Below are 19,141 nucleotides of genomic sequence, written 5' to 3'. Positions count from 1 at the left end.
TAACCATAACGCACCATTAAGCGAAGCCCATGTTTTCACAAGAAGATCTCGTACAAGTTGCCCGTCAGACAATGCCATTTGGAAAATACCAAGGCCGTGTTTTGATCGATTTACCCGAAGCCTATTTATTGTGGTTTGCCCACGAAGGCTGGCCGAATGGCAATTTGGGACAGTGGTTACAGCTGGCGTTGGAAATCAAAATCAACGGTTTGGAAAAGTTGGTCGATCCTCTGCGTAAACCTGCCGAGAAAAAACCAAACGAGCCAAAAGTTCGCATCCGCTTTGATGACTAAGCAGTGGTTTTAGATCGAGGGAAGACATAATACAACACGCCGTGATCTTCTTTGTCAAAAACAAACCCTGCGCGTTCGGAGGCCTTAATAGACGCAATGTTGCCAACTTTGATTTCCGCCAACAAGGGGTCTTTGAAGTAGCCAATGATGGTCGATAGCATCTTCTGTGCAATGCCTTTTCCGCGCGAATCAGGCGCCACAGTCCACGACAATTCCCAAGCATCCGCCACGCGATCTGCTCGGCACGTTCCGACCGCTTCACCGTTCATTTCGGCCACCCACAAACGACGCACCTCAGGGTGACGCAAAGAATTCTCGAGCCACACAAGGTGTTCCTCAAGAGTAATTTGATCCATATGATGAGAAGCCATACGTGTTTCTGGATCATTACGCCATGACAACAGTTTTTCTGCATCAGCCATTGTTGCCGGCCGTAAACACACTTTATCTGCCATAAGAAACCTTCCATTAGTTCAAATGTAGAAGACAGTTTGGTAGGAGTATACACCTTTATTTCCTAACGACAGCCAGTGCTATTTTTTACCACATTTTATATGGCATTTATCCTACCAAAAGGTACAAAAGTTGCTTATTTTTTTTGAGTCACAAAAAACGATATTTTCCCTTTAAACAAACAGGACACACCACCTAATGGACATTAGAATTGATGATTTATCTGGTTCAGAAATCAAACAATTGCTTACCGAACACCTTGAAGACATGTTTGCTGTATCGCCGCCAGAATGCGTATTTGCATTGGATTTAGACGGCTTAAAAAAGCCCAACATTACCTTCTGGACAGTGTGGCAAGACAGTCAATTGCTCGGTTGCGGGGCACTGAAAACGTTAGACGATACACACGGTGAAATTAAGTCCATGCGCACCACCAGCGCCGCGCGCAACAAGGGAGTTGCCTCAACCCTACTTCGCCATATTCTCGATAACGCGAAACAAAAAGGACTCAATAAGATTAGCCTAGAAACTGGGTCGCAAGATTTCTTTGCGCCCGCTAGAAAACTCTACGCTAAACACGAATTCCGTGAATGTGACCCCTTTTCAGATTACAAGCTAGATCCTCACAGTGTTTTCATGACCAGAACACTCTGAAAAATTAGCCATCACAGTTTCGCTGTTTATTCGTTCAAACTGTGCATTACGGGCGATTTATAAGCCCGTTAGACTGCAAGGATACGTGGCAGACCAAAAAGAGAGCGAACATGAAAACGATCGGCATCATTGGCGGAATGAGTTGGGAATCCTCCGCCTTGTACTACAAAACCATCAATGAGTTAACCAAGCAGCGCCTTGGGGGATTACATTCCGCCAAGGTCATTTTAAACAGCGTGGATTTTGCTCACATTGAACGTCTGCAGCACCAAGGTGACTGGGAGCAATTGGGCGATATGTTGGCCAATGAAGCCACTCGTCTGGAACGCGCCGGAGCCGATTTTCTGCTGATCGCGACCAATACCATGCACAAGGTGGCAGATGCTGTTCAAAGTGCGGTGCAAATCCCTTTATTGCATATTGCCGATGCGACAGCCAAAGAATTGGTTCAACAAAAGCATCAAAAAGTTGGCTTTATTGGCACACGTTATTCTATGGAAGACGATTTTTATATTCGACGTTTAGAAGAGCAATACGGGTTGGATGTCATTACGCCATCGAAACAAGACAGGGACAACATTCATAAAATTATTTACGACGAATTGTGTCTCGGAAAGATCCTTCCTGAATCGAGGGAAATTTACATTGATATAGTCAATCGGCTTAATGCCGCAGGCGCAGAAGCCGTCATTGAAGGGTGCACAGAAATCACCCTATTATTAAAGCAAGAGCACGTTGCCGTTCCCTTGTTTGATACGACCTACATTCACGCGCAGGCCGCCGTGGACACAGCATTGGAATAAGTGATTAATCACAAAAAAAGCCAGCGCGAACGCTGGCTCGTTTTCATTATTTGGAAAGGGAGGAACCAAATAAAGAAACCTGATTCTTTAAACACTAAATCCCACCATGGGTTAATTTTGCAGGATCCAGCAAGGCGAGCAATTCTTCTCGACCAAGATCGGTCTCTTCCTCCGCCACATCCACAACCGAGCGACTTTCTTTATAAGCCCTTTTCGCAATGTCAGCGGCTTTTGCATACCCAATAATGGGATTTAATGCGGTAACTAAGATCGGGTTACGATGCAGCGCTTCATTCAATTTATCCTCATTAACGGTTAAAGTCGCGATGGCATTATCCGCCAATAGCTGCCCACTGTTGGCCAGTAACTTGATGCTGTTTAACAGGTTTTTAGCGATCATTGGCAACATAACATTCAATTCAAAATTACCCGATTGACCGCCAATTGTGATCGCCGCGTCGTTACCAATCACTTGCGCAGCCACCATCGCTGTTGCTTCTGGAATCACAGGGTTCACTTTGCCCGGCATAATAGAAGAACCTGGCTGTAAAGCTTGTAGACTAATTTCACCTAATCCCGCCAATGGCCCCGAGTTCATCCAGCGCAGGTCATTGGCGATTTTCATATAGGTTACGGCAACCGCTTTTAACTGGCCAGATAACGCAACGGCGGTATCTTGAGAACCAATTAAAGCAAAAAAATTCTGCCCCTTAGTAAACGTCACTTTGGTTAAATCAGACAGTTCTTTAGCAAACAACACGGCAAATTCAGGATGAGCATTGATCCCCGTGCCCACCGCCGTCCCACCTTGGGCAAGCTGAGTCGTTTTGCTTTCTAGATACGTTAAATTGTCGATGTTATCTTGCAGTTGCGCCGCCCAAGCGTGAAAAGTTTGATCCAATCGAACCGGCATGGCGTCCATTAAATGCGTTCGACCTGTTTTCGTGTACCTCGCGAGCGCTGTGCCTTTCTCAACAATAGTGTCCTTTAAATGCTCTAAAGCAGGCAGCAGATGACCTGTTAACTCTAACGTCGCGCTGATATGAATAGCGCTCGGGATAACATCATTACTGCTTTGCCCGTAATTCACATGATCATTCGGATTAACCACTGAACCATAGTAACGACTCGACAAAGTTGCAATCACCTCATTAGCGTTCATATTCGAGCTGGTGCCCGATCCCGTTTGAAATACATCCACAGGGAAATGCTGCATTAGATCGTCGGCGTTGAGCAGCTCATCACAGGCATTTTGAATGGCCTTGGACATATCGGGCGTAATGCATTCGAGTGTTTGGTTAGCACGAGCGGCCGCGGTTTTGATTAAAATTAGAGAGCGAATAAAGGCTTCAGGAAGTGGCTCGCCACTGATTGAAAAGTTGTTAATGGCACGTTGCGTTTGGGCGCCATAGAGTGCATTTTCTGGGACGTCTAACTCGCCCATACTGTCTTTTTCAATACGCATTTTCATCGGTTGGTAATGCCCCTATTGTTCAAAGGAAGAAATAAAGTAATGACTCAGAATCCGTAAACTGTGTTCCATTTTGAAATAGTTTTTCGCATCTTGATAAGTAACGATCAAGTGCTTTAAATGCGACAATGGTTGATACACCTTGTCTAAACAGGTCTGACGCCAATGAGGTGCAACGCGGGTGTCGCATACCGTATCCAGCAAAACATTGAACACACGCTGATGCAGCAAAGTCGCATCGGTGATGCTCAAACGCTCGGCATATTCTTCCGTCAGATTCAAATAATGATAGAGCACTTCGGGAGAGTCCGCACATTGCCCTCCTTGAATGGTTTGTTCGAGCACTGAAAATGGCACTAGATAATGACTCATTGTTTCGCCCCTTGAATTCACATCAAAAAATATAAATGATAACTATTATCAATAATGTGCATGAAGGCAGGATCTGTCAAGGTGTTGATAACGATTCTTATTAATTTTTGATAATACGTCTGTTTGCTTGATTTCAATCAGCAAAATAAATGCCCAAAAACGCAAAAGCCCCTGCTACCTAATTGGGTAACAGGGGCTTCTCAGAGGAATACTTTTATTTTGTATTCAATGCGTCTGGCTATTAGTGATGATGACCACCCACGCCGTGCGCATGACCATGTGCGATTTCGTCATTCGTCGCCTCACGCGCATCTACGATTTGAATATTGAATGTTAGGTCTTTACCAGACAATGGGTGATTCAAGTCGACAGTGGCATGTTTCAAACCAACCTTAACAACCGTTACCTGACGCATGCCTTTGTCTGTTTGTACCATGGCAACCATACCGGCTTTCCAGCGCTTCGCACCTTGTAGATGTTTTACTGGCACTTGTTGCTGACGATCTTCATGACGCTCGCCATACGCATCAGCGCATGCCACCGTCACTTCAAATTCGTCACCAACGGCTTTGCCTTCCATTGCTTTTTCAAGCCCTGGAATAACGTTGCCGTGACCATGCAAATACGCCGCTGGATCTTTACCCGCAGACGTTTCAATTAGCTCTTCGCCATGACGCAATGTGTAGTGAAATTGAACGACTTGGTTGTCTGCAATCGACATGATGTTTCCTTAGTATCTGGTTATGTAATATTCGGGCATTATAGTGATTATAACGCCACTTACCTAGACTCTTATTTGTTACTTTCTCAAAACGACACTGCCACAAAACAGCGCATTATTTAAAAAATGGACAGTTCTAACGAGTCTTCTTTAATTATGATGTCTTTCACCATAGAGGCCGCTGTTTTTTCGAACGGTGAATGATTCAGCACATAAACTGGGTGTTCATCAAAGTACTGAACCAAAGCTTTTTCAAAATCATCATGCAAGGAGCCCAATGTGGAGCGCAGCATTTTATCGTTAAAACTGGAGCCCTCTACCTCAATTTTGGTTATTTTTGGCGCCACCAAATACAAACGGTCTTCTTCAATACGCACCCCCGACTCAAAAGACGGATTGACCTTAGTCGTCAAGGAAAAGGTCTGCCCAAATGCCGACAGCGTTCCCGTCATATTGCTGGTCAAATCAACCAGCACCAAACCGCCATCGCGTTCTGTGAAATCAATGTGGGCGGCGGTCACCGTCAAATCGAGGTTTAACGTATTGCTGTCTAACGTTAATTCAATGTGGTTTTGTTGTGGCTGAGCAAGTTGCTTTGTGACTTCTTCATTGACCTCGTTTTCAGTAATGCGAAAGCTGTTACAACCCGAGGTAATCAGCGTGGTGGACACCAACATTAACAACATAAAGGTACGCATCAGTGTCATTATTTATTCTCCACCGTCTGTTGGTTTGCAAGTCGATTGGCATACCAAAAAGCCATAAAATCTTCCGTCACTTTTTGCTCTATCTCGACCGCCTCATCTGTTGGACAAAAAAGAGAAATGCTAAACACGTTGTAACCTTCTACCGTAGTGGTAATGCGAACACGTGGTTCCGGTCCTGAAATTTTAATGTCCAATCGTTTTTCAATCAGGCTGTTATAACGAATAGCCACATCATGAAAATGTTCACTGTACTCACGAATTTTGTCCAATATTTGTTCTTTAATGGTGAACAAATTCACCTCGTCTGTCGCACGCGAAATAGAAAACGTATGCGTGACATAACGACGCATATAGTTCAAATTTTGAACCGTTTGCAGCAGCAACACACTGTTTGGCACCACTGTCGTTCGTCCTGTGTAAGCGTAGCTGCCGCCCTTCAAATCCACTTCAAACAACGTGGTCGATAGCCAATCACTGTCGGTAACTTCGCCTTCATAATTGGCGATCCGAATCCAGTCTCCAACCTGATAGGGTCGCGTACTCGCTCGATAAAATGCGCCAATGATACAGGCAATAAATTCCTTAGTAGCAATCACCAAAGCCACCATAAAAGCAGCAATAGATATGGCAATGTTTTGCAATTCCGACGACCAAATCAACACCAAACCAACCACAAGAAAAAGGTTGAAAATGTTATCCACCGTGTTGATCCGCTGACGTTTTTTATCGTGTTCAATATTCTGATGAAGGCGAATCGCACGTTTCGTATAACGTCGCACAATATAGGACAATAAAATCCAAGCAAGCGTCAAAACGATCTCAACGTGATCCATTAAAATTGAAAGGTCTAATTGGGAAAAATCAACGGGCATAAAAAGTGTTTCCTTTGTCAAGGGCGTAACTTTAACAACCATTGTTCAGATCAACAAATAAAAGCACTAGACAAAGAGGAAAATTATACTGTACATTTATACAGTATTATTTTTCAAGAGGTGGATCATGCCTGTAATTATCAAATATGTTGTAGAACGCGATGGAATCGAAAAAATGACGTTTACTTCAAAAGCCGAAGCCGATACATACGACAAACTTTTAGACACGGCGGAAGCCTTATATGACTTATTGGATCAAAGTCATTTAACGAAAGATCATGGACAAAAAGAAGCACTTTCTATGTACCTTGCTGAAAACAAAGAATCGTTGCTGGACATTTTAAGCAATAAAAAGAAAACAGCTCAAAAAGCGAAAAAGCCAAGCCCAAAAGCCACCAGCACACAACTAAACTTGACAGAAGCGACCGCTAAAAAAACGCTGGAAGACTTGGTTATTGAAACAGACGAAGACATTGTATACAGCGAAGAAGACAGCGCGGCTGTATTTGATATGGATGATACCAATGACTTCCAAGAAAGTGATGCCGCATAAAGCGGCATTTTTTCTTAAATAAAAGAAAAAATCATGCAATATTTCTCAATATATCGAATATTTATTGCACAAAAAAACCTAACCATGATGCAGACCTAGAAAAGTCTAAAATTCCAATCAAAATCAGATTGATTTAAATCACTATTGTGCAAAGTAATCCCTCCATTTAGCGATTCACATTTCGTAACATTTAGTAAATAATTAGTAAGTAAATTGACTAATAACTTTCGAAATGGGAATAAAACCGATGCAGCTAGCGATAATTCTATTGCTCATTGCCACTCTTAGTGTGTGCTCGATGTATTACATCTACACTTACCGAGGAAACATTCGCTATACCAGCTGGTCAGAATATTTCCGCAAAGGTTGGCCTATTTTTGCCCCATTAAACTGCTTGTTGTATTTGTTTTCGTGCAAAAAAGTCCGTCGTCCTATTATCGATACATTGCAATACAAAGAACTGGACGTATTGCGTGACAACTGGGAAATTATTCGTGACGAAGCCCTTGCTCTTCAACAACAAGGCGACTTAGAAAACATAAATAAGCCCGGCTCAGATGCCTATTACGACGTTGGGTTTAGAACCTTTCACAAATACGGATGGCGTAAATTTTACGTGAAGTGGTATGGCTACACTCACACATCGGCGCAAACCATGTGTCCGAAAACCACTGAAATTTTAAGCAAAATCAAGAACATAAACGGAGCAATGTTTGCATTTATGCCTGCTAATTCCGAACTAACACGCCACCTTGATCCTGTTGCCTGTTCACTGCGTTATCATCTGGGACTCGAAACACCGAACTCAGACGATTGCTTCATCAATATTGATGGCGAACAATACGCTTGGCGCGATGGCAAAGACCTTCTGTTTGATGAAACCTATCTGCATTTTGTTAAAAACAACACAGACCAAAGTCGTTTGATTTTGATGTGCGATTTTGATCGCCCAGTTAATCCACTCGGTAAAATCATTAATTTTTGTTACAAAATACTGATGCGCGCGTCCATCGTGCCGAACACCAGTGACGACAAAAGTGGCCTCGCGAATAAAATATTCAAAACAGTCACACCGCTGCTAGAGCAAAGCAAAGTCCTAAAGCAAACCAACCGTAAAGCCTATAAACGCCTAAAATACACAGTCAATAGCCTATTACTGCTGGCCATTGCAGGCATCATTGTGGGTGTCGTGCAGTTAATTTCTTGGTCATTCTTTTAACCGATTGAATCCGTTTAGTATTAAAAGGGAGAGCAATGCTCTCCCTTTTTTATCATGCCCACTCGCCTAGTTATTTTCCTTTCAGATTACACAATTCACAGAACAATAAAGAACACTCTTTTGGCTTATACTATGACGTCTTTCACCGCCCCTGACCTCTAGGCTCGCTATATGAAACCTGCCGCTTCACCAAATAATACTGTCGATAAAAACATGCTTGGCGTGTTTCGTTATAGCCGTCGCGCCATTGATTTGGTGTGGAAAACCTCCCCAGCGTTAACCATCGGCTTGGCGATGGCGACTCTAGTTGCCGGTGTCACGCCAGCCGCCATGGCGTATGTGGGACAATTGATCGTAGATGCCGTCGTGGCAGCTATGGAAAGCTACAAACAAGACCAAGTCTTGCATTACCAAGCCGCTCTCAGCTACGTGTTATTGGAAGGCATCTTGGTTTTAGTCATTGCTGCCGCACAACGCGCTTTAACCGCTCAGCAGGCCATTTTACAAGGATTATTAGGCCAAAAAGTCAACTTGCTGATCTTAGAGAAAGCCCAAAGCCTAACACTCTCGCATTTTGAAGATTCAGAGTTTTACGACAAATTAGTTCGTGCTCGCCGTGAGGCCTCCAGCCGCCCGCTTGCTCTGGTGAATAAAACCTTTGCCCTGCTACAAAATGCCATTACGTTATCCAGTTTTGCGGTCTTGCTGTGGCACTTTTCGCCGTGGGCGTTGGCATTGTTGATTTGTGGCGCTTTGCCTTCTTTTATCGCCGAGGCCAAATTTTCTGGTGATGCTTTTTTAATGTTTCGTTGGCGCTCCCCCGAAGTGCGCCAGCAAAACTATTTAGAAACGCTACTGGCGCGAGAAGACAACATCAAAGAAGTTCGTCTGTACCAACTGGGCGACCGTTTTTTGCAACGCTACACCGAAATATTCATCAAGCTATTCAGAGAAAGTAAGCGACTGATTTTGCGCCGTGAAAGCTGGGGTTTCGCCCTTGGCGTGATAAGTACCTTGGTGTTTTATGGTGCCTATGGTTGGATCGTCAGTGACACCATCATTGGCGCAATTACTTTGGGGCAAATGACCATGTATTTGCTTCTGTTCAAACAAGGTCAAAGCTCGGTTTCGGCTTCACTTACTTCTATTAGCGGCATGTACGAAGACAATTTATATCTATCTAATCTTTACGAATATTTAGAACAAGAAACGCCGCTTTCGACTTCTGGCCTTTCAAAAGGCACTATTCCAAACGATGGTATTCGTTTTGAAAACGTCTCTTTCCAATATCCAGGTAACGAACGCCCGGCACTTGCCAACATCAACCTGCACATTCGCCCTGGTCACAGCCTTGCGATTGTTGGAGAAAATGGCTCTGGCAAAACCACACTGATCAAACTACTAACGCGACTGTATAACCCAACCCAAGGGCGAATCTTGCTAGACGGCTTGGATTTGCTGGAATGGGAAGAAAGCGCACTACTAAAACGTGTTGGCGTGATATTCCAAGACTTTGTGCGCTATCAATTTATTGTTGGCGAAAACATCGGCGCTGGCGATAACGACAGATTTAACGATCAAACCGGTTGGAAAAAAGCGGCCGAGCTTGGCAAGGCCACCGACTTTATTGATGAGCTGGAACAAGGTTACCAAACCCAACTTGGCCGCTGGTTCCGTGGCGGACAAGAATTGTCTGGTGGGCAATGGCAAAAAATCGCCTTGGCCCGCGCTTTCATGCGCGAAGACGCCGATATTTTGGTGTTAGACGAACCGACAGCAGCCATGGACGCCCAAGCCGAAGCCAATATTTTCCAGCATTTCCAAGAGCATACTAAAGATAAAATGGCGATTCTGATTTCTCACCGTTTTTCTACCGTACGACTCGCACACGAAATTATCGTCATGGAACATGGGCAAATTAAAGAACGCGGCACCCACGATTCACTATTAGCACAACAAGGCCAATACGCGCATTTATTTACCTTGCAGGCGCAAGGCTATCGCTAAAAAACTGACCCAAGCCACTATGGCGTGAGTGTTTTTTGTTATGCTTTGCCTCATTAAATTCGTTCTTTGCCGAAGTTTACGAGAATAACTCACAGGAAAAACCGTTTTGAACCGACGTAATTTTATAAAATCTAGCCTTTTAGTCGCCATGAGCAGTTCACTGCCGAGAGTCGTTCTTGCCGCTACACCGTCTGCGGGTTTCGACTATGAATTAATCGTCGAAGCGGCCGATGTGAACATCGTAGCTGGCGGCAGCACGCCAGCACTTTGCTTTAATGGCGGATACCCTGCACCTGTGATTCGCGCTAAACAGCATCAGCCCGTTCGTATTCGTGTGATCAACAAGTTAAACGAGCCGACGACCATTCATTGGCATGGCATGAGAATCCCTATTGAAATGGACGGCGTGCCGTTTTTAAGCCAACCGCCCATCATGCCCGGCGAAACCTTCGACTACGAATTTACGCCACCGGATGCGGGATCTTTCTGGTATCACCCACACATGAACAGCGTCGAGCAACTCGGCAAAGGCTTGGTTGGTGCTCTGATTGTTGATGAAGCTGAGAAGCCAGACTTTGATGAAGATCTGGTGCTTTGCATGAAGAACTGGCACATCAAAGACGATGGTTCTTTTTCCGCGTTAACGACGCCACAGAATGCTTTTCGTATGGGGACACCCGGTCGCGTCATGACCATCAATGGTGAAATCCACCCAACCTATAACGTCCCTGCTGGCGGAGCGATTCGAGTACGTTTTTTGAATGTGGATAACACAGTGATGTACCAAATCAACTCAACCGATCCAGACGCTCAGATCCTTGCTATTGATGGCAATCCAATTGCAGAACCCATTGTGTTAACCAATCACATGGCCGCACCGGGAATGCGCCTTGATCTTGGTGTAATAGCACCGAGCAAGGTGGGAGAAACCGTCACCTTTAAACACAAGGGTAAGCCGATGGTGACCATCAAAGCCGTGGCGAGCCAACTTAAAGACCGGCGCTTACCTAAGCTGCCACTCAACCCCATCCCTGCGCTGGATTTAGAGAACGCGGAAACCATTAAATTTGCGTTTGAATGGAACGCCAACATCACGCCAATAGAGAAAGATGGCAAGGTGAGCTACAACTTCTGGACGATGAATCGCCGTTCTTGGGAAGGCATGTCAAAAGGCCATATTCCAGATCCTCTTGCCACATTAGAGCGTGGTAAAACCTATATTTTTGAGCTATCGAATTTGACTCAATATCACCATCCGATTCATATCCACGGTCATACTTTCACGGTGTTAAAATCGAACAAAAAAGCCATTACACCATTCCATTCAGATACCGTCTTGCTGGGTCAAAATGAAACCGTACTTGCAGCCCTAGTAGCCGATAATCCGGGACGTTGGATGTATCACTGCCATATCATCGAACACCTAAAAACAGGTTTTATGAGCTTTGTTGAAGTGACGTAAGCCACGTCACTATAGACGGGCATCGGCCTAATGAGCCATAACAGGAGACATAAAAAAGCCAAGTCACACACCGCGTGACCTGGCTTTTCACGTTAATATCAAATCATCCACAATAAACGGCGAACTTATCGTTCTTCGTCACCGTCTTGCTCTTCAAATTCGCCTTCTTGCGCTTCGTCTTGTTCCAGCGTATCACGTTTTGCGCGTTGCGCTGGAGCCGCCAAAATCTCAAGGTAAAACTGAGTCCATTCTTGGCTTTCAGCAAAGCTGATTTTTTCATTGATTTGAGCGACATGAATCTCTTCCGCACTGTCTTCTGTTTGACCAAAACGACAATCAAACCCCCAAAAGTCAGCGTATTCTGGCAATTTTTTGTTACGCTCTCTTTTCAGGTATTTTTTGACTTCGTGCTTTGTTGCTTCAATTAAACGTGGGTATTTAATAGTCGGATGAGATAGTTTAAAGGTCTTTTTCATTGGGATCCTAAGGGATTAAAAGTCAGGAAGTGGCGAACACATTCCCATTGCCGAGCATGATAACGGATCGCCTTATTAGTTGCCATGAATCACACCAAATGAGCCTCCCAACGCGCCTATCGCTTATGACGGTATGGCGTCAGTAAACGGTGGATAAACGACAGCTTTTCACGCACCGCGGGTACCAAAACAAAAGGGTATAAATCAGGTTGCCCCATGCCTCTGTTCAAATTATTTACGGCAAACGTCAACGGTACGTACTGCGCGAGAATGTCATCAAAATTGTCGTGTCGATAAGGGTCAATATTCACCATTACGGCTAGGTTTTTTCTACTGTCCGCAATAGGCTGAAGACTGAAGCCAAAGTCGCTCGCCATCTCCAATGTGTCGATAATATGCAGATAATGCGCCCATGTTTCCGCCCAATCTTCCCAAGGATGAGAAGACGCGTAGACACTCACAAACGATTGCTGCCAATTGGCATTCGGCGTTTTGTAGTGGGCTTCTAACGCATCAGCGTAACTCGCCTGCTCATCCCCAAAAATGGCACGACACTCAGCCAGCGCGTCCTCATCTTCCAAAATAAGCCAATCCCAATAATAATGGCCTACTTCATGACGAAAATGGCCAATGACCGTCCGATAAGACTCGTTCATGTCTTCGCGCATTTGCTCTCGGTCAACCGTATTGCCCTCAGCAGCATTGATTGTCACTTGCCCTGCGGCGTGCCCTGTCATGGCACTCGCGTCCTCTGGTACGACGTTATTTTCTGAAATGAAATCGAAAGATAAGCCATCTTCCGGTTCACTCTTCTTGCTAACCAATGGCAACCCAAGACGCAAAATAGAATACACCAGACGATGCTTAGCGAACTCCAGCTGTTGCCAAGCTTGGCGCTCTTCTACTTTCTCTAGGTTTGGGATGTGACGGTTTAGCTCACAGGCGACACAAAATGTGCTGCCGCCTTCTTCAACCATCCAATTACACACTTGATGCTGATGGTTCTCGCAATAATACCAACGCTTCGCTGGAACCGATGTGTCTGCCAGTGCATGCCATGCGTTATCCACGGACTGCAAGGCACTGAGCTCTAATTGATCAGGTAAGAAACCCAACGAAGAAGAACATTGTTCACAATGAGTATTTTCGAACAACACGGTTTGACCACATTGCTGACAACTGAAGATTTTCATAAAACGCCTGCTACCAAAAATTGAGCGCGATTGCGCCAAGCTAGGATCATAGTTTACAGTACCCAAAAACGCCTATCTAACGACTCGCTACAATAACCATTGAGACAACACATTGCTGAAGCAAAACAACAAAAACTTCACCACCATTTCCGACGTTGCAAAATACGCCAAAGTGGGTAAGACCAGTGTTTCACGTTACCTCAATGGGGAACAAGATAAATTATCCGAAGAGCTACGAGAAAAAATCGCGCAAGCCATCGCTCATCTGGATTTTCGTCCTAACCATTCAGCTCGGATGCTCAGAGCGGGACATTCTAAGCTAATTGGACTGTTACTGGCTGATATTACCAACCCTTACTCCATCGAAGTGTTGCAAGGTATCGAGCATGTTTGCCGCCAAGAAGGCTACATGCTAATGGTCTGTAACACAGACAACCAAGACGAATTACAAGACCGTTATTTGTCTCTTCTAGAGGCTCATCGAGTCGATGGCATCATAGTTAACACAGCGGGCATGGCACAAAAACAAGTCAGTAATTTGAAACGCCTGCCTTGCCCCTTAGTACTGGTTGATAGAATCAATACCTCGTTAGGATTCGACGCCATTGGGCTCGACAACGAAGCCGCTGTAAACGAGGCCTGCGAACACTTACTCACTGAGGCTTACGACGCCATTTTAGTGGTGACCGAATCCATTACCATTGATCCGCGCAAAGCAAGGGTCGATGCTATTCGCGCTTTCACCAAAGCACACGACAACATGCCCTGCGATGTCATTGAAATCGAAAAATTGAGCCATAGCGTTCTTATCAATGCCATCGAACGTTTTATAAGCACTCACCCAAAACGTAAAAAAGCCATCTTCACCACCAACGGGGTCGCCATGATGAGCACTGCAAAAGCTTTGAAACAGCTAGATATTCGTATCGGCACGCAAATTGGTCTCATCAGCATAGACGACCCAGAATGGGCACAACTGTTCGAAGGCGGCATCACCGTAATGCGCCAGCCAACACAACTCATCGGTCAAACCGCTTGCGAGCGATTGCTTGCTAGAGTCCAAGGTAACAACGAAGCCGCACAACACATCAAGCTCAAAGCCGAACTCGTTATTCGACACTCTCTTTAAAAGACACATCACCCATAAAGCCACTCAAACAGCATGAAAGTACTTTTCTTGCTATTCATGGAACCGATTCCATGATACTTTTCTCGAACACTTTTTGACCTCCGTAAACACAAAAACGTCAGGGGCAATCCACATGCAAAATACGCAAACACACACCTTTGTCACCTTGGGTGAAGCCATGGCCATGTTTGTGGCCAACACACCAGGCCAACTGGCTGAAATTGAAGAGTTCCAACGCTCTTTAGCTGGAGCCGAAGTCAACGTCGCCATCGGTATGGCACGTTTGGGTTTTGAATCCTGTTACATCAGTAAGGTGGGCAAAGACAGCTTTGGTCAATTTATTCGCCAAGCGATCAGCAAAGAAAACATTCGTACCGATTGGATTTCTGAAAGTACGAACCATGCTACTGGCTTCATGCTGAAATCGAACGTTACCGACGGCAGTGACCCTAAAGTAGAATACTTCCGTCGCAACTCAGCGGCGTCAACACTGAGCACTGTCGACATAGACAGCGGCTTATTTAAAACAAACACTCACTTACATCTTACTGGCGTTGCCGCAGCCGTCTCGATGCCAATGCGCGACGCCGCAAAGCACGCCTTAAGGCTCGCAAAAGAGCAAGGCTGCAGCGTCTCATTCGACACCAACTTGCGCCCGACTTTGTGGCCAGATCAAGCGACCATGGTGGCAGCCATTAATGAATTTGCCTTTGCCAGCGACATTGTTTTGCCAGGTATAGAAGAAGGTAAAATCCTCGCGGGTAGCGACCAACCTGAAGTGATTGCAGACTTTTATCTCCAGCATGGCGTCAAAACCGTGATCGTTAAACTCGGCAGCAAAGGCGCGTATTTCAAAACCAGTACAGTTGAATCAGGAACGGTTGCAGGCTTCCCAGTGGAAAAAGTGGTCGACACAGTCGGCGCTGGCGACAGCTTTGCAGTCGGTGTGATATCGGCCTTACTCGATGGAAAAACCATGGAGCAAGCTGCTCGTCGCGGTAATTTATTGGGTTCCCTAACCGTACAAGTACGGGGTGACAGCGAAGGATTGCCTACTCGAAACCAATTGATCGGGTTAGAATAGCCATAAAACAAAAAGGGAAAAACACATTGTTTTTCCCTTTTTGTCATTGCTACACCAGATATCAAGGAAACCAAAAATACTCCTGTAATAAACAGCGTCGCGAATTAAAAGAAGACAGAATTTACAGGATCTTACACTCTATTAAATGCCTCTTGATCTCGATCAGAAATATTCGCTCTTAGCTTGATACGCCTGTTTGATATGCTCAATCAATAAGCGAAGCTTTTCCGGCAGGTATTTGGTAAAGGGGTAAATAGCGTAAACGCCCAGTCGGCGTGGTTGGTAATCCGTCAAAATAGCAACCAGCTTACCTTGCTGCAAATCTTCATACACACTGCAACGCGGCACATAAACAATGCCAAAACCCGACAAAGCGGCCTTGCGTAATGCTTGGGCGTTATTTGTGGCAAAACTGCCGCTGATACGTACACTTTCTTCAATGTTGTTTCGAGTAAAGCGCCAATCAAACGAGCCTTGGGCTTGGTAGGTGTAAGCCAAGCAATTATGATCTTTCAGGGCCTCTAGATCACCGACTTCACCATGTCGCTGAATGTAACTTGGCGAGCAACAGACCACCCAATTTGATTGAATCAAAGGCTTAGCAATTAGGCTGGAATCTTCCAACTTGCCGGTTCGAATCGCCAGATCCAATCCTTCGCCAACCAGATCCACAAAGTCATTTTCAAGGCGCATATCCACGGTAATATTAGGGTATTTTTGGCAAAACTCCGCCACCGCTTCCGCCAATAGCAATTCCCCAGAAATCGTCGGCACGGACATATTTATTGTGCCTGTGAGACCTTGACTAAATGCCGACACAGAAGCAATCGCATCGCTCACTTGGCCTTCTATATTCTTGGCGTGAACGTACAAGCTCTCCCCCGCTTCGGTCAGGCTGAGTCGTCTTGTAGTACGATGAATTAGCTGCGCACCTAGGTCTTGTTCCAGCTTACTAATTCGTTTGCTCAACGCTGGCGTCGATAGACCCGCTTGCTGCGCTGCTTTATTAAACGAACCCGCATCGGCAACGTTCACGAAAAGCGTTAAATCGGCTGCGTTCAATGTCGTGTCCTTTTAATTAAGACGTTTTTAGAAAGAGTTTATTAGTTTATGTCGTATTTATTATAAATAGAACTGAGACTATAGTGAATGAACAAAATAAAAGGAGCAGAATCCATGCGTCTCAAAGACTGCCACAACTTCCAAGACTTTCGCACCCTAGCCAAAAAACGCCTACCAAGCCCGATCTTCAATTACATTGATGGTGGCGCCGACGACGAGACAACCTACCGCCGCAACACGGCTGCATTTGAAACCTGCGACCTAGTGCCCAGTGTTCTCACTGGCGTAAAAGACGTAGATCTGTCCGTTACCGTGATGGGACAAAAACTCGCCCTGCCAATCTACTGTTCGCCAACAGCCTTGCAGCGATTATTCCATCACGATGGTGAAAGAGCCGTTGCCAATGCTGCCGAAAAATACGGCACCATGTTTGGCGTGTCGTCCCTTGGCACAGTGAGCATGGAAGAGATAGCCAAGCAAACCACCACACCTCAGGTCTATCAATTTTACTTTCATAAAGATCGCGAACTGAACCGCGCCATGATGCAGCGGGCGAAAGACGCAGGCGTGCAAGTGATGATGTTAACAGTCGATTCCATTACTGGCGGCAACCGAGAACGCGACCTTCGTACAGGCTTCGCCATTCCTTTTAAATTAAACCTAAAAGGCATGCTGCAATTTGTCCTCAAACCCATGTGGGGCATTAACTACGTCACCCATGAAAAATTCCGTTTGCCGCAGCTTGAAGAACACATAGACATGGGTTCTGGTGCCACATCGATTGGCGACTATTTTACCAACATGCTCGACCCATCGATGAACTGGGATGACGTGGCGGAAATGGTGAAATTCTGGGACGGCCAGTTTTGTTTGAAAGGCATCATGAGCCGAGAAGACGCCCGCAAAGCAGTTGAGATTGGCTGCACTGGCGTGATCATTTCCAACCATGGCGGACGTCAACTGGATGGCTCGCGCAGCTCCTTCGATCAGCTCGCAGAAATCGTTGATGAAGTAGGCGATGAAATCGATGTCATCTTCGACAGCGGCGTCCAACGGGGCACCCACGTACTTAAAGCCTTATCTCTTGGCGCCAAAGCCGTCGGCATCGGCCGCATGTACTTATACCCACTTGCCGCAGCCGGACAACCTGGCGTTGAACGCGCACTTGGACTCATGAAAGCCGAACTCGAACGGGACATGAAACTCATGGGCAAAACATCAATTGATCAACTGACGAAGGATAATTTGCGGTTTCGGTCTTAGACTAGAATAACTTGATTCGTAGATTAGCTTTGCGACTACTACCGTAGAGCTAATCTTGGATCGATAGAGAACGCGACTCGTTGAGCAATCGCCGTAAATTCTAGACATTTATGGTGTTTGGGATTTAGTAACGCACAAAAGTCTCCCGATATAACACTGGGCACCAATAAGACAAGGCTTTCAGCACTTTCTAGCCATTCCGCCCCCATATCGGCTAATTCTTGCGGAGCTGGATAATCTCTCCAATTTTCTGGTAAATCACTCTCTTGAAACGCCATGATCAGTTCTTCTGGAACATCGATAGACAACATCGCGAACTGATCTAGGGCTTTTGCATCCGTTAAATGCGCAACCGTTTCAAGTAGACAGACAGACTTTGATTCACCTAAATACACACAATCAAATCCTTTTGGGTTCCAACGACCGCCATAAGTTCTTGCGCCATAACCATCAAATGCCGTATCAGCAAACTCCATTTTGCACAAACGATAGAGCTTCATTAGATGATTACCCCATGTTTAATTCTACCAATAAGATCTATCACCGCTTCTTGCCCTAGCGGATATTTCGCGTAATCAGCAGGGCTTATGCCACCGAGCGCAATGGCTGGTGTATTGAGCCAGTTTTCAGCTTTTTGTTGGTCTTGATCAAACAAATTTAATGCTGCATCAATGATTCGAGCAGCGTTATAAACTTTGACTGCAGAAGCTCCAGTCCATTTTGTACGCGCTTTAGTGTGGCGACTTAAAGTCCCTCTATCCACTCCTGCCGCTTTCAGCACGGTAGCCTGCTTGATCTGTGCCTGTTTAACAATGCGTCCAAGAAAAGCAAAATCGAAGCCTTCTGCTAATTGATTTGACGCACTCACTGGATCATTAGACAAGGCTAATGCAGGCAGAAGTCCTACTTTTTCTTTTTTACTGGGTTTAAAAGCTCGAATTGCCATAAAACCTCCAAATTATGATGCAGTTGCAACATTTATTGTAGCACTCGCCTCAAAATGCGCAAAACTATACTTTTCTCTGATTATCCAATCGGATCAAATTACAATTTTCCGCTCTGGGTAAAAAACTCAAAATTCGTTTAGTGTGACTTTTCCATCAACAAAGCGATAGAACTGAGATTGCTAATGCCCCCCCCAAAGGCCGAGGTATCGGTGTACCATTCAAACAATGCTAAATTTTGTTCATACGTCATCCCCTCAAAGCAGGGTACCGTAAAAAATAGTGAGTGTAAGTTGAATAAGTTTTGTAGGTCGCGGCTTCTGCCCGACAAGACGAAATTCATCGTCACAGCTTTTTTGTCGGCCTAAAGGCGCGACCTACAAGATCGACGAAAGTCGTTTAG

General features: G+C 45.3%; 21 protein-coding genes. 10 read left to right on the top strand and 11 right to left on the bottom strand.

Annotated elements, in window-relative coordinates; genetic code table 11:
* Nucleotides 1-29: 29 nt before the first annotated feature.
* Nucleotides 30-293: a DUF3820 family protein gene (locus AABA11_RS03190; protein ID WP_265729067.1), complete on the top strand. Its 264-nt coding sequence runs from the start codon at nt 30-32 to the stop codon at nt 291-293.
* Here the strand turns inward: AABA11_RS03190 and AABA11_RS03185 are convergent.
* Nucleotides 290-748, bottom strand: coding sequence for a GNAT family N-acetyltransferase (locus AABA11_RS03185; protein ID WP_338265310.1), 459 nt, complete (start codon nt 746-748; stop codon nt 290-292). The genes AABA11_RS03190 and AABA11_RS03185 overlap by 4 nt on opposite strands.
* 196 nt (nt 749-944) lie before the next feature.
* Between AABA11_RS03185 and AABA11_RS03180 the strand changes: the two genes are divergently transcribed.
* Nucleotides 945-1,400 (top strand): GNAT family N-acetyltransferase, encoded by a 456-nt coding sequence (locus AABA11_RS03180; protein ID WP_338265308.1) that lies wholly within the window; start codon nt 945-947, stop codon nt 1,398-1,400.
* Nucleotides 1,401-1,510: 110 nt separating this feature from the next.
* On the top strand, nt 1,511-2,203 hold the full coding sequence (locus AABA11_RS03175; protein ID WP_265729070.1) for an aspartate/glutamate racemase family protein: 693 nt from the start codon (nt 1,511-1,513) through the stop codon (nt 2,201-2,203).
* 94 nt (nt 2,204-2,297) lie between these two features.
* Here the strand turns inward: AABA11_RS03175 and AABA11_RS03170 are convergent, their stop codons facing one another.
* The 5 genes from AABA11_RS03170 to AABA11_RS03150 form a co-directional block, all read right to left on the bottom strand.
* On the bottom strand, nt 2,298-3,674 hold the full coding sequence (locus AABA11_RS03170) for a class II fumarate hydratase (protein WP_338265305.1): 1,377 nt from the start codon (nt 3,672-3,674) through the stop codon (nt 2,298-2,300).
* A 15-nt stretch (nt 3,675-3,689) separates the two neighbouring features.
* Nucleotides 3,690-4,046, bottom strand: coding sequence for a hypothetical protein (locus AABA11_RS03165; protein ID WP_265729072.1), 357 nt, complete (start codon nt 4,044-4,046; stop codon nt 3,690-3,692).
* A 241-nt stretch (nt 4,047-4,287) separates the two neighbouring features.
* Complete coding sequence (locus AABA11_RS03160; protein WP_265729073.1) at nt 4,288-4,767, bottom strand: FKBP-type peptidyl-prolyl cis-trans isomerase; 480 nt, start codon at nt 4,765-4,767, stop codon at nt 4,288-4,290.
* A gap of 119 nt (nt 4,768-4,886) precedes the next feature.
* Nucleotides 4,887-5,474 carry a DUF1439 domain-containing protein gene (locus tag AABA11_RS03155; protein ID WP_338265302.1) on the bottom strand — a complete coding sequence of 196 codons (588 nt, stop codon included), beginning with the start codon at nt 5,472-5,474 and terminating at the stop codon, nt 4,887-4,889.
* On the bottom strand, nt 5,474-6,346 hold the full coding sequence (locus AABA11_RS03150; RefSeq protein WP_265729075.1) for a mechanosensitive ion channel family protein: 873 nt from the start codon (nt 6,344-6,346) through the stop codon (nt 5,474-5,476). The genes AABA11_RS03155 and AABA11_RS03150 overlap by 1 nt, the downstream gene beginning before the upstream one ends.
* A gap of 127 nt (nt 6,347-6,473) precedes the next feature.
* On the opposite strand from AABA11_RS03150, the gene AABA11_RS03145 reads away from it, so the two are divergent.
* The 4 genes from AABA11_RS03145 to AABA11_RS03130 all read left to right on the top strand — a co-directional run bounded on the left by AABA11_RS03145 (nt 6,474) and on the right by AABA11_RS03130 (nt 11,587).
* Nucleotides 6,474-6,899 (top strand): YebG family protein, encoded by a 426-nt coding sequence (locus AABA11_RS03145; protein WP_265729076.1) that lies wholly within the window; start codon nt 6,474-6,476, stop codon nt 6,897-6,899.
* A gap of 247 nt (nt 6,900-7,146) precedes the next feature.
* Nucleotides 7,147-8,118 (top strand): aspartyl/asparaginyl beta-hydroxylase domain-containing protein, encoded by a 972-nt coding sequence (locus AABA11_RS03140; protein ID WP_338265296.1) that lies wholly within the window; start codon nt 7,147-7,149, stop codon nt 8,116-8,118.
* A 171-nt stretch (nt 8,119-8,289) separates the two neighbouring features.
* A complete protein-coding gene (locus tag AABA11_RS03135) occupies nt 8,290-10,125 on the top strand; it encodes an ABC transporter ATP-binding protein (RefSeq protein WP_338265293.1) in 1,836 nt (611 codons plus the stop codon).
* Nucleotides 10,126-10,231: 106 nt separating this feature from the next.
* Nucleotides 10,232-11,587, top strand: a complete 1,356-nt coding sequence (locus AABA11_RS03130) for a multicopper oxidase family protein (RefSeq protein ID WP_338265291.1) — start codon at nt 10,232-10,234, stop codon at nt 11,585-11,587.
* Nucleotides 11,588-11,712: 125 nt separating this feature from the next.
* On the opposite strand, the gene AABA11_RS03125 is transcribed toward AABA11_RS03130, so the two are convergent.
* Nucleotides 11,713-12,063 (bottom strand): DUF6172 family protein, encoded by a 351-nt coding sequence (locus AABA11_RS03125; protein ID WP_338265289.1) that lies wholly within the window; start codon nt 12,061-12,063, stop codon nt 11,713-11,715.
* 116 nt (nt 12,064-12,179) lie between these two features.
* Nucleotides 12,180-13,256, bottom strand: coding sequence for a zinc-binding metallopeptidase family protein (locus AABA11_RS03120; RefSeq protein WP_265729080.1), 1,077 nt, complete (start codon nt 13,254-13,256; stop codon nt 12,180-12,182).
* Between the two features lie 112 nt (nt 13,257-13,368).
* Between AABA11_RS03120 and AABA11_RS03115 the strand changes: the two genes are divergently transcribed.
* Together AABA11_RS03115 and AABA11_RS03110 are read left to right on the top strand one after the other, a co-directional pair.
* Nucleotides 13,369-14,385: a LacI family DNA-binding transcriptional regulator gene (locus AABA11_RS03115; protein ID WP_338265286.1), complete on the top strand. Its 1,017-nt coding sequence runs from the start codon at nt 13,369-13,371 to the stop codon at nt 14,383-14,385.
* A gap of 133 nt (nt 14,386-14,518) precedes the next feature.
* Complete coding sequence (locus AABA11_RS03110) at nt 14,519-15,469, top strand: sugar kinase (RefSeq protein ID WP_338265284.1); 951 nt, start codon at nt 14,519-14,521, stop codon at nt 15,467-15,469.
* Between the two features lie 162 nt (nt 15,470-15,631).
* Here the strand turns inward: AABA11_RS03110 and AABA11_RS03105 are convergent, their stop codons facing one another.
* The gene (locus tag AABA11_RS03105) at nt 15,632-16,531 is read right to left on the bottom strand and encodes a LysR family transcriptional regulator (RefSeq protein ID WP_338265282.1); all 900 of its coding nucleotides are present in this window, start codon (nt 16,529-16,531) and stop codon (nt 15,632-15,634) included.
* A 114-nt stretch (nt 16,532-16,645) separates the two neighbouring features.
* Here AABA11_RS03105 and AABA11_RS03100 point away from each other — a divergent pair, with 114 nt between their 5' ends.
* Entirely contained in the window at nt 16,646-17,794 is a 1,149-nt protein-coding gene (locus AABA11_RS03100) for an alpha-hydroxy acid oxidase (RefSeq protein ID WP_338265278.1), read from the top strand.
* A 38-nt stretch (nt 17,795-17,832) separates the two neighbouring features.
* On the opposite strand, the gene AABA11_RS03095 is transcribed toward AABA11_RS03100, so the two are convergent.
* Nucleotides 17,833-18,294: an RES family NAD+ phosphorylase gene (locus AABA11_RS03095; protein WP_338265275.1), complete on the bottom strand. Its 462-nt coding sequence runs from the start codon at nt 18,292-18,294 to the stop codon at nt 17,833-17,835.
* Nucleotides 18,294-18,740, bottom strand: coding sequence for an antitoxin Xre/MbcA/ParS toxin-binding domain-containing protein (locus AABA11_RS03090; protein WP_265729091.1), 447 nt, complete (start codon nt 18,738-18,740; stop codon nt 18,294-18,296). The genes AABA11_RS03095 and AABA11_RS03090 overlap by 1 nt, the downstream gene beginning before the upstream one ends.
* Between the last annotated feature and the right edge of the window lie 401 nt (nt 18,741-19,141).

Origin of the sequence: Marinomonas pontica, from assembly GCF_036322735.1 — a bacterium.
Classification (GTDB): Bacteria; Pseudomonadota; Gammaproteobacteria; order Pseudomonadales; family Marinomonadaceae; genus Marinomonas; species Marinomonas pontica.
The sequence above is the reverse complement of the archived record's forward strand: the minus strand, read 5'-3'. Positions and strand labels throughout refer to the sequence as shown.